Origin of the sequence: Micromonospora trifolii, assembly GCF_022229005.1 — a bacterium.
Taxonomy (GTDB): Bacteria; Actinomycetota; Actinomycetes; order Mycobacteriales; family Micromonosporaceae; genus Micromonospora; species Micromonospora trifolii.
On sequence record NZ_JAKKFD010000029.1, the window covers coordinates 26,071 to 41,020 of the forward strand.

The following is a 14,950-nucleotide window of genomic DNA, read 5'->3' on the forward strand; positions in this document are numbered from 1 at the left end:
TACCCAGCAGCAACTGATCATGGACAGCGGGGGGCGCGACGGTTGTCGGGCTGTGCGAGACTCCGGCGCACCAATCCCCGGAGGAGTTCACATGCAGCCCGACAACTTGCAGGGTCAGCACCAGTTCCACATCCGCCAGCGTTTGCGCATGATGGTCAACCAGTACGAGGTCCGGGCGGTCTCCCCGGACGGCACCGAGGGTGAGCTGCTGGCGTTCGCGCAGCAGAAGCGGCTCGCCTTCAAGGAGCAGGTGACCATCTACACGGATGACTCCAAGCAGCAACCTCTGCTCGGCTTCAAGGCCCGCCAGCGCATCGACCTCGGCGCCACGTACGACGTCACCGACGCGGCCGGCAACCCGATCGGCCTGTTCCGCAAGGACTTCGCCCAGTCGCTGCTGCGGTCCACCTGGCACGTCGAGCAGGGCGGCCTGCCGCAGGTGACGGGCCAGGAGCGGAGCATGCCGGTGGCACTGCTGCGTCGATTCGTCGACTCGCTGTCCTGGCTGCCGTACCACTTCGACTTCACCGCGGGCGGCCAGCCGGTCTTCACCGTGGTCAAGAAGTGGGGCCTGCGCGACAAGTACGTAGTCGAGGTGCAGAACCCCCAGATCGACCGCCGCCTCGTCATCGCGATGGCCGTCGCCCTCGACGCGCTCCAGGCCCGCTGACACACCCGGCCCGGACCAGGGCTGCGCGGCGACCCTCGGCGGTCGCCGTCGCGCCACCCAATCCTCGGCTGCCGGCCGGGACCTGGATCTCGACCAGTCCCGGCCGGCAGGCCGCAGGCGCCCCGACTTCCGGACGGCAGGCCGTCGGACCGCACGTTCGGGCGGCAGGCCGCCGGCCCTGTTTTCGAGCGGCAGGCCGTTGGACCGTCTGTGGGGGCGGCAGGCCGCTGGTGAGTCGGCCCCCAGACGGCGTCCGCTCCCCCTGTGGAGCTGATGTCGTAGACGCATCACGCTCGATGTCATAAACGATTCAGCTCCACAGCGCCCACCAATCCCACGAGGGCCTGGCTCGTTCAGCCACGCACCGGGCCGGCACGGGCGCTCGCCGCGGCCACCCGGCTCAGGCCGGGTAGTGGTGTGAACGCCACCTCGACCGTCACCAGCAGGTCCAGCCCGTCGAGGTGACAACCGACCAGCCGGCCATCGTTGCGACCGACGAGGTCCGCGGCGGACGCGCAGGCCACCACGTCGCCGTCGAGTGCCCGGGTTGCCCCGGCGAGCGCGCCGAGGTCTGCTGCTACCGCCGCCCGTTGGCTCGCCATCCAGGCGGCGACGATGGCGGCGCCGAACGTTCCGAACACCACGAAGACGAGCCCCATCGCCAGCAGCAGGACTGTCGCTCCACCTCGCTCCGGGCCCGGCTGACCGTCACACGACCCTCCAACAGCGGGTTCGCGACCGGAGCGGGGTGATGGATCTCCAGCTTGTCGCACTACCAACTCCCCTCGTGAGCGCCCGGCTCGACGGCGGCGACGGCGGTGGCGACCACTGTGATTCGCGGTAGCCGGCCGCCCAATGTCCGGACGGGTGCCCGTACCGTCGCCTGCACCCGGTCGCCGTCGACGGACACCGACACCTCTGCCCCCGGCGGCGCCGCGCGACCACCCTCCGCGCTGCCGTCGGCGCCCCGGGCGGCGGCGAGCGCCGCCTCCCGGGCCGCGTGCAGACAGGCCGCCTGTGCGCTGACGGCGTTGACAGCGGTCAGGCCGGCCAGCAGGAGCAGGAGCAGCGCCGGCAGGCCGGCCGCCAGTTCGGCGGTGAAGGACCCCCGGTCCCCGCCAACCGCCCGCGCGAGCCTGGCCCGGCCAACGGCCCGCGCGAGGACGCGAAGTCTCCGCCCGACGCGGGCCGCCGGCTCGGGAACGCTCGACCCTGAATCGCGGCCGACCTGCCGGCGCTCGATCACTTCAGTGCCCGGTCGATGACGGCGGTCAGCGCCGACTGGACGTTGCCGGAGGTCAGCACCTTCAGCAGGATGCCGGCGAAGGCGACCGCGGCGAGGGTGCCCACGGCGTACTCGGCCGTGTTCATTCCGGCATCGCCACGCAGGCGAGCGATGAGTTTGCGCATGACTGTTTCCCTTCTCGATGGGTCAGAGCACATCGCCGAGAACGGCGACGATCACCGGCACGAGTCCGGCGAGAATGAACGCCGGCAGGAAGCAGAGCCCCAGCGGCAGGACGATGAGCACACCCGCCCGGCGGGCCGATGCCTCAGCAGCGGTGGCCCGGTCGGCGCGCAGGTCGTCGGCGAGCCGGGTCAGTGCGCCGGCCAGGGCGGCCCCACTGTTGGCCGAGCGCAACGCCGCCGCGGCCAGCCGCTCGGCGCCGGGCACTCCGTGTAACGCGGACCAGGCCTCCGCTGGGCCACCACCTAGCAGCAGCGTGCGGCCGACCCTGGCCAACCGGCCGGCGAGCGGCCCGTCCAGCGCCTCGGCGACGGCCAACACCGAACGATCCACCGGGGCGCCCGCGCGCATCGCAGCGGCCAGCAGGTCGGCGGCGAGCGGCAGGTCGGCGGCCTCCTGCTGCCGCCGCTTACGCACAGCGGGCGACTCGATCCGCCGCAGGAGGACATCGAGCAGGAACGCGGCCGGAAGAGCCCCGAGCAGCCCGAGCCAGCCCCCGACGACGATCGCCACGGCAAGCCCACCCAGAACCGCCGCGAGCCGGATCGCGTCGGGCCGCCGGCGCCTGGGTGAGCTGGGCCGGCCGGCTGAGCTGCGTTGGCCGGCTGGGCTGCGATGGCCGGCGGCGCTGGGCTGGCCGGCGGCGCTGGGCTGGCCGGCGGCGCTGGGCTGGCCGGCTGAGCCCCGGGCCGTCATCCGGCCCGCCCCGGTGTCGCGCTCAGCCGTTCTGCCCAGAGGAGGCCGACGGTCTGAAGGGCGACCGCAGCGACAGCGCAGGCACCGCCGACAGTGCTGCGCAGGAGCACAGCCATGGGGTCGACGCCGATGCCGTACCCGAGCCCGATCCCGCCAATCGGCAGCGCCGCCAGGAGCCAGGCCGTGGCCCGGGCACCGGCCGCCTGGGCCGCCGCTGCGGCCAGACCCCGGTCGGTCGCCCGAGCGTCCGCTTCGATCCGCTCCACGAGCTCCGCCAGCGGCGCGCCGGTCCGGTCGGCCAACCGCACGGCCGCCGAGGTCAGCTGGCGTAGGCGGTTCGCCCCGTCACTCTCGACGGCCGTGACGTCGAGCGCGTGCGGGACGGGCAGGCCAGCCCGCAGATCCGCCGCGAGGCCGCAGAGCTGGTCAAGCCCACGTCGTCGGTCCCGCTCGGCGCTCCGGTTCACTCGCCACCGCAGCGCGGCGCGCACGGCCAGCGTGCCGTAACCGGCCATCGCGACCGCGGCCACCGGACCGCCGAGCACGGCACCCACACCGCCACCGAGCAGACCGACCACTGGCAGCACGAGGGCCGGCGATCGCTTGGTGCGCACAGACGGAGGCCTACCCGGCGTTCTGCCGGTCGAGCCGACGCCCCCGTGGTAACGGCAATCGGCGATCGTGCACCCGTCGGCAGGCGCCAGGGCGGACGCGTCGCCCCGACAGCCAGCGTCCAGGTCGCCGTGCCCATCGGCGGTTGCCGGGCCGGAGACGTCGTTGCGACCGGCCGTGTCCACGCTGCTGACACCGATCGTGATCGTGGCCGCCGATGTGCCCGGTCGTTGTTCGGCGTCGAGCAGGGTGGGGGCCACCTCCGGGCGGGCGGTGCCGGTCGGGCGTCGGGGATCCCGACGGGCCGGCGGGCGCGTCGGGCCCTCCGGACGCGTGAATCCACCCGCCACTCCCGGCCACCTCGGGCTACCTGTCACGTCCCGGTCGGGCCAACCGAGTGCCGTCCGCCTACCGCGGGGACCCGCTGTGGTCTCCGACTCGAATGCGATGCCGACCGGATGACCCGAGGTCGGGACAGCGCCGGTGCCGCCGACCGGCCCGTCCGGCGTGCGACCGAGTTCCCTGATCCACTGGACCAGGGCGTCATCCGGATCGGCACTGCCGCCCCTTCGTCCCGGAGCAAGCACGCGGCGTCGACGGGCCCGAATGCTCCGCACGGGCCACGCCACCAGGGCAGCGGCGACCAGGAGCAGCGCCGCCGCCACCATCGTCTCGGCGGTCATGCCGGACCCGCCGATCCGGGCCAGGGCTCGCTGAGGATGGGCGGCACCGCCACCCCACGTTCCCGCAGCAGCGCCCCGAGGGCGCGCGCGGCGAGCCCGAGCCCACTGCCGCGCACCCAGGCGGGCACCACTGTCACCATCCGTTCGGGCCCCTCGGGCAGCAGCAGGCAGACCGACTCCAGGACGCGACCCCGGTCGCTCCGTCGCACCTGGAACAGCACCTGCAACGCGGCGGCCACCTGGGCGTGCAGCGCGGCGCGAGGCAGCCCACCCAACATGCCCAGGGCCTCCAACCGGGCCGGCACGTCCGACGGTGTGTTGGCGTGCAGCGTGCCGGCGCCCCCGTCATGGCCGGTGTTGAGCGCGGCCAGCAGGTCGACCACCTCACCGCCCCGGCACTCCCCGACCACCAGCCGGTCCGGGCGCATCCGCAACGCCTGTCGGACCAGGTCCGCCAGGCTGACCACGCCCGTTCCCTCCACATTGGCCGTACGCGCCTGGAGCCCCACCACGTGTGGATGCCCCGGGCGCAGCTCGGCGGCGTCCTCCACCAGCACGATCCGTTCGGTGGCCGGCACCATCCCCAGCAGGGTGTTGAGCAGTGTCGTCTTGCCCGACCCGGTGCCCCCGGTCACCAGGTACGCCAGCCGGGCCGCGACGACTGCGGCGAGCAGTGGTGCCAGCGGGCGCGGCACGGTGCCGTGGCGCACCAACTCGTCGAGGGTGAACGGCCGGTGTCGGAAGGTCCGCAGGGACAGGTAGGGACCGTCGGTCGCCACCGGCGGCAGCACGGCGTGCAGTCGGGTGCCGTCGGGAAGCCGCGCGTCCGCGTACGGGGAGCCGTCGTCGAGCCGCCGCCCCGCGCTGGCGATCAGGCGCTGCGCCAGCCGGCGGACGTCCTCCACCGAACCCAGCGGCACGGCGACCTGGTGCAGCCCCGATCCGCGGTCGACCCAGACCCGCGCGCCGTTGACGAGAACGTCGGTGACCTCCGGATCGGCGAGCAGCGGCGCCAGTGGCCCGGCGCCGACGAGGTCGTCGCGCACCCGGTCGGCGATCCGCAGCATGGCCGTGTCACCGAGCACCGCGGCGGTGGGCTCGGCCCGTACCGCGGAGACGATCGCCGCCGCGGTGACCGGGGTGGTGGCGGCGGCGATCCGCTGGCGTACCCGGGCGGCGAGCGTGCCGTCCTCCGGCCCGGCGGTCATGCCGCACCCGTGGCCGGCACGCCGGTCAGGTCGGTGACGATCCGTTGGCAGAGCACGGCCAGTGGGCCCTTGCCCCCGGCGGCCGGCGCCTCGCCCCGCTCCAGCCCACGGCAGAGCCCCGGCTCGGGACGCAGTGTGCCGGCCAGCGGGAGGCCCAGCGCGCGTGCCACCTCGGTCGCCCGCAGCCGCCCCGGGGCGGGCCCGCGCACCACGACCGAGAGCGCTGCGCAGTGCGGGGCCGCTGCGGCCACCACCCGTGTGGCCGCCGCGGTGGCGCGCAACTCGGCCGGCACGACGACGAACGCCTGGTCGGCGGCTTGCAGCGCCACCACTGCCGCGTCGTCCAACTGTCGGGGCAGGTCGATCACCACGAAGTCCCGCCCACGCCGGGCCGCGTCGACGGTCGCCGCCATCGCCGTCGCTGGCAACGTCAGCATCTCGCCGCGGTCCCAGGAGAGCACCACGAGGTCACCCCGGCTTGGCAGGGCCTGCACCAGCGCCGGGGCGTCCACCCGCCCGTCGGCGCTGGTGAGCGACGGCCAGCGCAGGCCCTCCAGCTGCTCCCAGCCCAGCACGAGGTCGAGACCACCACCGAGCGGGTCGGCGTCGACCAGGAGGGTGCGCAGCCGGGCCCGGGCGGCGGTCACCGCAAGACCACCGGCGAGCACACTCGCGCCCGCGCCGCCCCGCCCACCAAGGACCGCGACGACGCGGGCGCCGACGCCGGCCGGACGGTCCGGGTCATGCTCGGCGAACCGATCCACCAACCACGGCTCCGCGGCCGGCAGCGTGGCGACGTGCTCGGCCCCGATCAGCTCGGCGATCTGCCAGCCCGGGTCGAGCTGACCGGCCCGGCCGAGCAGCACCAGCCGGGGCCGCTGCGGCAACCGGGCGCGCAGACACGCCTGCGCCTGATCGGCGCCGAGCAGCACCAGGGGCGCGGGAAGCCAACGGGTACGGGCAGCCGCTGGGTCGCGGGCAAGCTCCACCTCGGTCCCGCCAACGGCGGCGAGCCGAAGCACATCATCGAGCAGTTCGTCGTCGCCGGTGACGACCAGCGGGAGCCGGCGGATCGGCGGAACCGTGGTACGGGGTGGCATCGCGGCCTCCAGCGGTCGGGCTCTGGTATGCCGCCGACCCTGCTCGGAATCCGCCCCACGGGCCGCCCAGATGTCGTCGCCTGTGGACAACCTGGTGGCCTGTGGAAAATCCCCGCCGAGACAGTTGATCTGCTAGGGGCACGGGCAAATCCGCAGCTAGCGCCGCTGAGCCAAAAGCAGCGGGGCCGCTCCCGAAAGGAGCGGCCCCGCGAGTCGGTGGTCAGCCGGGCTGATTTGTCCAAGCGGCATCGAGGATCACCTTGTACGAGCTGATCCGCACTGGCGACAGCGTCAACAGCTCATCGGCGAGCAATTCGCCCGTCTTCGGATCGAAGATCAGAAGACATTGCTGGTCGTGTTCGCGGTCGTCGAAGGTGACGGCGACTCCATTGCGGCCGGCACGGTCCGTGACCTGCCCCCGCCAGCGGAAGCCGGGCACGTCGGCGAGAACCCGCAGGACCGCCGCTCGGGTCGCACGCGGCACGACGTACTGCGCGTAGAGCGTGCCGACCCACTTGCTCGCCGCCCCCGCGCCGTACTCGACCTTCAGCCGCTCCCGGAGCTCCGACGGGTCGGCCGACAGCGGCCTGAGATCCTCGGGCGACAGCGGCCTGACGCTCGGTGCGGGGGTGCCGGTGGCTGCTGGCCGCGCAGCGCTCTCGCGCTGCCAGTAGTCCCGGGACTCCTGGTCCGGGTACTGCGGCTCCAGTTGGATCCTGATCTGGTTACCGGTCCCGTCGAGGGCCTGCCAGATCTTCGTCTCGCTGGCAAAGGCCACGTGGTGGCGACCGTCGGCAGACGTCATCACCGGACTGCCCCACACCTTGGTGTGGTGATACATGTAGCGCCCGCTCTGGTGGTCGTACCCCGCGTCTTTGATCTTGTCGGCCAGCATGCGCAGCTGCGGACCGGCGGCCGGCGGATCCGCGTCGAACTGGTACGCGACCGGCACGAGCACCAACCCCGCTGCCGCCGGCGGCCCGACCGGCGTGTCCGGTGCGTCCTCGCCGAACGGCTGGAGCACCGCCACGGCACCGACCGCGACCGCCAGCGTCCCGGCCGTCAGGACCAGCCGGCGGGTCGGGCGTACGTGACGATGCTCGGCGACCGTGTCGGTAGCGCTGGCGCGTTCGATCAGCTCGCGCGCCGAGACCAGCGGCGGCCCGACAGCGGCGTTCCGGACCGGGTCGGCCGGGCCCAGAAGAGTACGGGTGCGCTCTGCTCCGAACATCACAGATCCTCTCGAATGGTCACCAACACCGGTCGACGCCGGGTCGGTGCGGGCCGGTCCGACATTGCTTCGGCAAGACGACGGCGGGCGCGATGCAGGCGCACTGCGGCGGTCGCCCCTGTGCAGCCGAGAACCTTGGCCGCCTCGGACACCGTCAGCTCCTCCCAGCCGACCAGCCGGAGGATTTCCTGGTCGAGGTCGTTGAGGGTGGCCAGAGCGGCCCAGATGTCAGCGACCCCGACTGTCGTGTCGGCACCCGACGATCCGGCCAGTCGCTCAAGGTCGACATCGGTGATCGAGAGGAGGTCCGGGGCGGCACGTCGCGACCGCCACTGGTTCGCCAGCAGGCGCCGAGCCACCCCGTACAGCCAGGGCAGGCTGCGGTCCGGCACCTCGGCGCGGCGACGCCAGGCGACGACGAAGACCTCCTGGGCAAGCTCCGCCGAGGCATCCCGGTCAGCGAGCCGGCGCAGGCCGTACCGGACCATGTGCTCGTACTCGGCGGCGTAGAGCCTGGTGAACCAGCCCTCGTCCCGCTTCTTCGGTGGACCCACCCGAACCCCCATTGCCTCGGCGACTCTCACAGTGGCTTGTGTCGCTGAGGGCCCCAGGATTACCGCGCGGGCGGGAAGCGAACGCTGCGCTCAGTCGTCGATTGCCTGGTAGACGGTGGTCCAGAAGTCGTGCCACATCGGCAGCCGCTGGTCGCCAGCGTGCGCCCGCTGCAGGAACACGATCGTCGTCAGGTCCTCGGCGGGGTCGTTGTACCAGGCGGTGCCGTAGAAGCCGGGCCATCCGTAACTGCCGACCGAGGGCCCGAGGTGCGTACGCCGGGTCCGGACCGACATTCCGAAACCCCAGCTGATGGCGTCGAAGTAGCCGGGCCAGAAGCCGGAGATGGCTCTCTGCGTCGGGGTCAGGTGGTCGCTCGTCATCAGCGTCACCGTCGGCCGCGACAGCACACGCTCGCCGCCGTGGGCGCCGCCCGCAAGTAGAGCCGACGCGAAAGCGAGGTAGTCCTGGGCGGTCGACACCAGCCCACCGCCACCGGACTGGAACAGCCGCGGTCGACTGAACCGCCCGTCGGGGGCGTCCTCGACGGCCGGCCCGCCGGTCGCGGCGTTGTCCTGCTCGTACGCCGTCGCGAACCGGCCGACGCTCTCGCTACCCACGCTGAAGCCGGTGTCGGTCATTCCCAGCGGCTTGCACACCCGCTCACGCACGACATCCCCGAAGGACATGCCGGTGGCTCGGGAGATCAGCACACCTGTCACGTTGGCGGCGGTGTCGTACATCCATCGCTCACCCGGCTGGTGGACGAGCGGAAGGTCACCGAGCTGGCGGATCCACTCATCCGGCGACGGATATTCGAGCGCGTTCAGCGCGTCGGCGATCGGCACCGTTCCCGGCTCCGCGGGGACCATGCCGGTGCCGAGGGTCCCGTCCAGGACATCCCGCAGCGTTATCGGGCGTTCCGCCGGGACACTGTCGTCCAGTGGACCTTGGGGATCGGCGAGCACTGTCATGTCCGCCAACTCCGGGAGGAGATCGTCGACCGGGTCGTCGAGGCGGAGAGTGCAGTCCTCGACGAGGGTCATCGCACACGCGGCGACGATCGGCTTCGACATCGAGCCCAGGCGACAGATCGAGTCGACCGCCATCGGCGTCTGCGACCCGGGACCCTCGAACGCGAGCTGACCCGTCGCCTCGACGTGCACCTCGCCGTGCCGGGCGAGGACGACCACCATGCCCGGGACGAAGCCGGACTCGACGTGGCGCTCCAGCAACCCTTGCAGCCGAGCCAGGCGTTTCGACGAGAAGCCACCAGCAGCCACCTGTTACCTCCTCAGCTCGCCCCGTTCGGCAAATTACACGGCAGGCGGCGGTCGCACCGTCCGCGACGAGGTGGGAAGGAAAACCCTCCGAGGAGTACGTGCCCCTCGATCGACCAGCTACTGGCACGGGGCAGGCTGGAGGCAAGACCAACTGGTAGCAGCGGTCTAGATCGCGATCCCGTGTTCCGCATACGCGGACATGCCGTTACTGCGCGCAGCGATCGCAGTGCGGATCCTGCGGGCGAGCCGGGGTGGGCCGTACTGCTCCAAGGACTCTGCGCTCACGTAGCGCCACTCGGTCAGTTCACCATCTGCGAAGCGGATGTCGCTCTCCTGTTCTGGGCTGAGTGTTCCGCCGTCGAAGATGAAGAGGAGCTTGTCGCCCTCGTGTTCGGCCGGCGCCCAGTCCACGACGAGCATCGGCCCGAGCGCCGGGGTCAGATCAAGCTCTTCTTGAATCTCGCGCCTACACGCAGCGCGTGGCGATTCGCCGGGTTCGACGTAGCCGCCGGGGATGTCCCAGTGCGTCTTGTAGCTGGGGCGTACGAGGAGCACGCGACCTTGGTCGTCGAAGAAGAGGGCGCCGGCGGCGACGCGTGGGGTCGCCACGGGTGGCATCTCGTGGGCCGTCACCAGGGCAGCCTAGTTGGACTGGGTTCAGCCGAGCGAACCTTGAGCCACCGGGCCAGTCCGACCAGTTCGGCTGAAGGCTTGCCGCGCTGTCGGCGTATCCAGGTCAGGGCGATTGGCGGCTGAGGAAGTGGTGGCGACCTGCTCGGGTGCCATCTGTTCGGCGTCGAGGAGGACGGCTTCGGCGTCGTCGACGCGGTTCCATGAGCTGTAGGCGCGGGCGACTTCGAGGGCGTGCCGCACTCGGCGCTCCATCGGTAGCCCGGCGGTGTCGACGCGCGGTCCGAGATCGATGGCGACTTGCATCACCGGCCGGAAGCGCTCCCGGGGAAAGGGACGACCCCCGTCGGGGGGAGACGGGGGTCGTCGTAGGTTCGGCTCCGGGGGGGTCGAGCCGAACCACTCAGCGGTCACGGGGGGTGCAACCGCTGAGGGTCTGCCTGTTTCGAGGATGTGAAAGCTCGTCGTACGGACAAGTCTGCCTGAGCGGGCCCGTCACGTCGAGTGGTGCCGCCTCCACTCACTGCGAAAATCTCCTCGCAGAGTGTGAGCGTGATCACGCGGAGCGGAGATGGTGCTGCCAGCCCGCAGGTCTGAGGGGTGGCATGACCCCGGGCACCCGCCGACGATAGACCATCCGGCTAGACTTTCGCGCCGTGGGCCGAAGTGCCGCTTTCTTCGATCTGGACAAGACCGTCATCGCCAAGTCGAGCGCCCTGGCGTTCGGTCGGCCGTTCTACCGGGATGGGCTGATCACCCGGCGTGACGTGGTCAAGTCGGCGTACGCGCAGCTGATGTTCCGGCTGGGCGGCACCGACGAGCAGACCATGGCCCGAACACGGGACTACCTGGCTGCGCTCTGCAAGGGCTGGCAGGTGGAGCAGGTCCGCCAGATCGTCGCGGAGACGCTGCACGAGCTGATCAACCCCTACGTGTACGCCGAAGCCGCCGCCCTGATCGAGGAGCACCAGGCGGCCGGGCGGGACGTGGTGCTGGTGTCGGCGTCCGGCGAGGAGATGGTCCGGCCGATCGGCGAGTTGCTCGGGGTGACCGACGTGATCGCCACCCGGATGACTGTGCGGGACGGCCGGTACAGCGGCGAGGTCGAGTTCTACGCGGCTGGCCCGAGCAAGGTCGAGGCGGTCAGCGAGTTGGCCGCTGCCCGGGACTACGACCTGGCTGATTCGTACGCCTACTCCGACTCGTACAGCGATCGTCCGCTTCTGGAGTGCGTGGGCCACCCGAGTGTGGTCAACCCGGACCGGCAGCTGCGCAAGCTGGCTTCGGAGAACGCGTGGCCGGTGTTGGAGTTCCGGCACCCGATCCCGCTGGGCCGGCGCCTGCGGGAACGGCCCGCGGTTCCGGTGGCCGCGGCGGCCCTGGGGGTCGGGGTGGGCGTGGCCATCGGCATCGCCTGGTACGGCCGGCACCGCCGCACCCGAGCCGCCACCACCACCGCCTAACCACCCACCCCGCGCCGCCCCGGCCTGAGTCAGGTCGGGTCGATCATGGAGTTGTGGTGGGCGCCTTAAATCGGTTAGCGGCTTTTGCGGGGCACCACAACTGCATGATCGACGCCGCGAAGCCCGGGGCGGGCAGGGGCTCGCTCAGGCGGCGGCGAGGATCTCGTCTCCGATGGCGGTGAGCTGGTCGGCGCCGACCTCGACGGCGGCCATGTAGTGGCGTAGCCAGGACCGCAGCCCGTCCGGGGTGCCGGTGGCGAAGGCACCGGCTGCGCCGACGTACTCGGGCTCCCGCTCGCGGTGCCCGACATCGACGGCGAGCAGGCCACGCGGGTCGAGGCCGCTGGCGAGCAGCACCAGCCGGGCGGCACCGCGGGCCACCACGCCGGACGGCCCGGCGAACGGGCGCAGGTTCAGCAACTCCCCGTGTACGACAGCGGCGAGCACCAGCGGCGAGACCTTCGTGCCGCCGGCGACGAGGCCGGCCAGCCCGTCCAGTCGGGTGGCGACGACGGGGTCGGGGACCGGGCGGCCCAGCTCGGCTTCCGACACCATGTCCCGGGCGGCGAGCACGTGCAGTTTCGCGAGCGCCTGGCGGGGCGCCTTCGGCCACAGCTCACTCAGGCCGGGTAGCGCTCCGGCGACCCGCAGCGCCCCCTGGAGCACCGGGTCGGTGACGGTGCCGGCCCGGACCGCCTCACGCTCGTGTCCGGCCCCCTCAAGGGCCGCGCTGGCCACCGCGGAGCGGAGGCTGACCTCGGCGGCGACCTGTCCACCGTGCCGGCGCAGCGCCCGGTGCCCGAGTGCCTGGTCGAACCGCTCGCGGGCCTGCTCGACGGCGGCGGCGATGTCGGCGAGCGCGAGCAGTGGGGCGAGCGGGTCGGTGGTCACCCCGCCACGCTAACGACCCGACCCGACGCGGCGGGCCGCACCCGCCCGCAACGCGACCCGGACCACCCGACCCGACCCGGCACGGGCAAGGTCAACACGGGTTCAGTGACGTCGGGGTGTCCGCCTGGCCTGGACACCGCGATTTTCATGAACCCGTGTCGATCAAGGCACTTCGCGCGGCGACCCCGACGGGGACGGGCCGCCGGGCGCGCGGCGGGGGCCACTCGGCGCGACGCAGTGGGCAGCCGTGGCCGGTCGCAGGCCCCGCGACTACCCTCGTGCCATCGAGACCCAGGTCACCCCGAGGATGAGGAGTCACGGCATGAGCGAGGCATTGGCCAATCTGCTGAACGAGACGCGCCAGTTCCCCCCGCCGGCCGAACTCGCCGCGCACGCCAACGTCACAGTCGACGCGTACGCCGAGGCTGAGGCCGACCGGCTGGCCTTCTGGGCGAAGCAGGCCGACCGGCTGGCCTGGTCGAAGAAGTGGGATGAGGTGCTCGACTGGTCGAACCCGCCGTTCGCGAAGTGGTTCGTGGGTGGGCAGCTCAACGTCGCGTACAACTGCCTGGACCGGCACGTCGAGGCGGGCCGGGGCGACAAGGTGGCGATCCACTGGGAGGGCGAGCCGGGTGACACCCGCACCATCACGTACGCGGACCTGCACGAGCTGACCTGCCGGGCGGCGAACGCGCTCACCGACCTGGGGGTGACCGCCGGCGACCGGGTGGCGATCTACCTGCCGATGATCCCGGAGGCGGCGGTGGCCATGTTGGCGTGCGCCCGGATCGGCGCCGCGCATAGTGTGGTCTTCGGTGGCTTCTCCGCGGACTCGTTGAGCAACCGGATCCAGGACGCCAGCGCCAAGGTGGTGATCACCGCGGATGGTGGTTACCGGCGAGGCAAGCCCTCGGCGTTGAAGCCCACTGTGGACGAGGCGGTGGCGAACTCCCCGTCGGTGGAGCACGTGCTCGTGGTCCGCCGCACCGGCGAGGACGTGGCGTGGACGGAGAAGGACCACTGGTGGCACGAGACGGTGGAGACCGCGTCGGCCGAGCACACCGCGCAGCCGTTCGACGCCGAGCACCCGCTGTTCATCCTGTACACCAGTGGCACCACGGCCCGCCCGAAGGGCATCCTGCACACCACCGGCGGTTACCTCACCCAGGCGTCGTACACGACGCACGCGGTGTTCGACCTGAAGCCGGAGACGGACGTCTACTGGTGCACTGCCGACATCGGCTGGGTCACCGGGCACTCCTACATCGTGTACGGCCCGCTCTCCAACGGCGCCACCCAGGTGATGTACGAGGGCACCCCCGACACGCCGAACAAGGGCCGGTTCTGGGAGATCATCGACAGGTACGGGGTGAGCATCCTGTACACCGCTCCCACCCTGATCCGGACGATGATGAAGTGGGGCGACGACATTCCGGCCGGCTTCGACCTGTCCTCGCTGCGCCTGCTCGGCAGCGTCGGTGAGCCGATCAACCCGGAAGCCTGGATGTGGTACCGGAAGCACATCGGCCGGGGCGAGCTGCCGGTGGTGGACACCTGGTGGCAGACCGAGACGGGCGCCATCATGATCTCGCCGTTGCCTGGCGTGACCGCTGCCAAGCCGGGTTCGGCGATGACGCCGCTGCCGGGCATCGTGGCCGACGTGGTGGACGACCAGGGCCAGTCGGTGCCGAACGGCGGTGGCGGCTACCTGGTGCTGCGCGAGCCGTGGCCGTCGATGCTGCGCACCATCTGGGGTGACGACGACCGGTTCATCGACACGTACTGGTCGCGTTTCCAGGGCATGTACTTCGCCGGCGACGGTGCGAAGAAGGACGACGACGGGCACATCTGGCTGCTCGGCCGGGTGGACGACGTGATGCTGGTGTCCGGGCACAACATCTCGACGACCGAGGTGGAGTCGGCGTTGGTGTCGCACCCGTCGGTGGCCGAGGCCGCGGTGGTCGGCGCGACCGACCCGACCACCGGTCAGGCGATCGTCGCGTTCGCCATTCCGCGGGGCAGCACTGACATCGCGGGTGAGGCGGGCGAGCAGCTCATCGCCGACCTGCGCAACCACGTGTCGAAGACGCTCGGCCCGATCGCCAAGCCGCGGCAGATCATGCTGGTGCCGGAGCTGCCGAAGACCCGCTCCGGCAAGATCATGCGCCGGTTGCTGCGGGACGTGGCGGAGAACCGGTCGCTGGGCGACGTGACCACGTTGCAGGACTCCTCGGTGATGGACCTGATCTCCTCGGGGATGAGCGGTACGAAGTCCGACGAGGACTGACGGTAGGCGTACCCATTGGAGGGTGGCGGTCCGTGCGGACCGCCACCCTCCGTCATGTCTTACGGCTTTGGTGCGCGCCGCAACGCCACTGTCACATCGGTCGGTCGGGGGAGTCAGGAGAAGCTGAACGGGCACAGGCGTAGATCACCTCTGTCCTTTCGGCCGGTTGTGCTTTA

16 protein-coding genes are annotated in these 14,950 nt (G+C 71.7%); 3 read left to right on the forward strand and 13 right to left on the reverse strand.

All coding sequences use genetic code 11. The features are described from left to right. Nucleotides 1–91 precede the first annotated feature (91 nt). Nucleotides 92–670 (forward strand): LURP-one-related family protein, encoded by a 579-nt coding sequence (locus tag NIE79_RS19155; RefSeq protein WP_124819714.1) that lies wholly within the window; start codon nt 92–94, stop codon nt 668–670. 353 nt (nt 671–1,023) lie between these two features. Here NIE79_RS19155 and NIE79_RS19160 read toward each other — a convergent pair whose 3' ends face one another. The 12 genes from NIE79_RS19160 to NIE79_RS19215 all read right to left on the reverse strand — a co-directional run bounded on the left by NIE79_RS19160 (nt 1,024) and on the right by NIE79_RS19215 (nt 10,442). Then, nucleotides 1,024–1,449 carry an Rv3654c family TadE-like protein gene (locus NIE79_RS19160; protein WP_372471663.1) on the reverse strand — a complete coding sequence of 142 codons (426 nt, stop codon included), beginning with the start codon at nt 1,447–1,449 and terminating at the stop codon, nt 1,024–1,026. Next, the gene (locus tag NIE79_RS19165; protein WP_238679928.1) at nt 1,443–1,760 is read right to left on the reverse strand and encodes a TadE family type IV pilus minor pilin; all 318 of its coding nucleotides are present in this window, start codon (nt 1,758–1,760) and stop codon (nt 1,443–1,445) included. Before NIE79_RS19165 ends, NIE79_RS19160 begins: the two co-directional genes overlap by 7 nt. A gap of 152 nt (nt 1,761–1,912) precedes the next feature. Beyond that, nucleotides 1,913–2,080, reverse strand: coding sequence for a DUF4244 domain-containing protein (locus NIE79_RS19170; RefSeq protein ID WP_081883916.1), 168 nt, complete (start codon nt 2,078–2,080; stop codon nt 1,913–1,915). 22 nt (nt 2,081–2,102) lie between these two features. Continuing rightward, nucleotides 2,103–2,834 (reverse strand): type II secretion system F family protein, encoded by a 732-nt coding sequence (locus NIE79_RS19175; RefSeq protein ID WP_238679861.1) that lies wholly within the window; start codon nt 2,832–2,834, stop codon nt 2,103–2,105. Further along, on the reverse strand, nt 2,831–3,448 hold the full coding sequence (locus NIE79_RS19180; protein WP_372471664.1) for a hypothetical protein: 618 nt from the start codon (nt 3,446–3,448) through the stop codon (nt 2,831–2,833). The genes NIE79_RS19175 and NIE79_RS19180 overlap by 4 nt, the downstream gene beginning before the upstream one ends. A gap of 677 nt (nt 3,449–4,125) precedes the next feature. Continuing rightward, complete coding sequence (locus tag NIE79_RS19185; protein WP_238679862.1) at nt 4,126–5,337, reverse strand: TadA family conjugal transfer-associated ATPase; 1,212 nt, start codon at nt 5,335–5,337, stop codon at nt 4,126–4,128. Continuing rightward, nucleotides 5,334–6,437 carry a septum site-determining protein Ssd gene (ssd, locus tag NIE79_RS19190; RefSeq protein WP_238679863.1) on the reverse strand — a complete coding sequence of 368 codons (1,104 nt, stop codon included), beginning with the start codon at nt 6,435–6,437 and terminating at the stop codon, nt 5,334–5,336. The genes NIE79_RS19185 and ssd overlap by 4 nt, the downstream gene beginning before the upstream one ends. 220 nt (nt 6,438–6,657) lie before the next feature. Beyond that, entirely contained in the window at nt 6,658–7,668 is a 1,011-nt protein-coding gene (locus NIE79_RS19195; RefSeq protein ID WP_238679864.1) for a CU044_5270 family protein, read from the reverse strand. Beyond that, a complete protein-coding gene (locus NIE79_RS19200) occupies nt 7,668–8,222 on the reverse strand; it encodes an RNA polymerase sigma factor (protein WP_238679865.1) in 555 nt (184 codons plus the stop codon). The genes NIE79_RS19195 and NIE79_RS19200 overlap by 1 nt, the downstream gene beginning before the upstream one ends. 90 nt (nt 8,223–8,312) lie before the next feature. Then, nucleotides 8,313–9,503 carry a serine hydrolase domain-containing protein gene (locus tag NIE79_RS19205; RefSeq protein WP_238679866.1) on the reverse strand — a complete coding sequence of 397 codons (1,191 nt, stop codon included), beginning with the start codon at nt 9,501–9,503 and terminating at the stop codon, nt 8,313–8,315. Between the two features lie 165 nt (nt 9,504–9,668). Beyond that, nucleotides 9,669–10,136: an NUDIX domain-containing protein gene (locus NIE79_RS19210; RefSeq protein WP_238679867.1), complete on the reverse strand. Its 468-nt coding sequence runs from the start codon at nt 10,134–10,136 to the stop codon at nt 9,669–9,671. 24 nt (nt 10,137–10,160) lie between these two features. Further along, complete coding sequence (locus NIE79_RS19215) at nt 10,161–10,442, reverse strand: hypothetical protein (protein ID WP_238679868.1); 282 nt, start codon at nt 10,440–10,442, stop codon at nt 10,161–10,163. A 347-nt stretch (nt 10,443–10,789) separates the two neighbouring features. Between NIE79_RS19215 and NIE79_RS19220 the strand changes: the two genes are divergently transcribed. Continuing rightward, nucleotides 10,790–11,596, forward strand: coding sequence for an HAD family hydrolase (locus tag NIE79_RS19220; RefSeq protein ID WP_238679869.1), 807 nt, complete (start codon nt 10,790–10,792; stop codon nt 11,594–11,596). Nucleotides 11,597–11,740: 144 nt separating this feature from the next. On the opposite strand, the gene NIE79_RS19225 is transcribed toward NIE79_RS19220, so the two are convergent. Continuing rightward, the gene (locus tag NIE79_RS19225) at nt 11,741–12,487 is read right to left on the reverse strand and encodes a Fic family protein (protein ID WP_238679870.1); all 747 of its coding nucleotides are present in this window, start codon (nt 12,485–12,487) and stop codon (nt 11,741–11,743) included. Between the two features lie 322 nt (nt 12,488–12,809). Between NIE79_RS19225 and acs the strand changes: the two genes are divergently transcribed. After that, nucleotides 12,810–14,774 (forward strand): acetate--CoA ligase, encoded by a 1,965-nt coding sequence (acs, locus tag NIE79_RS19230; RefSeq protein WP_238679871.1) that lies wholly within the window; start codon nt 12,810–12,812, stop codon nt 14,772–14,774. The last annotated feature ends 176 nt before the right edge of the window (nt 14,775–14,950 follow it).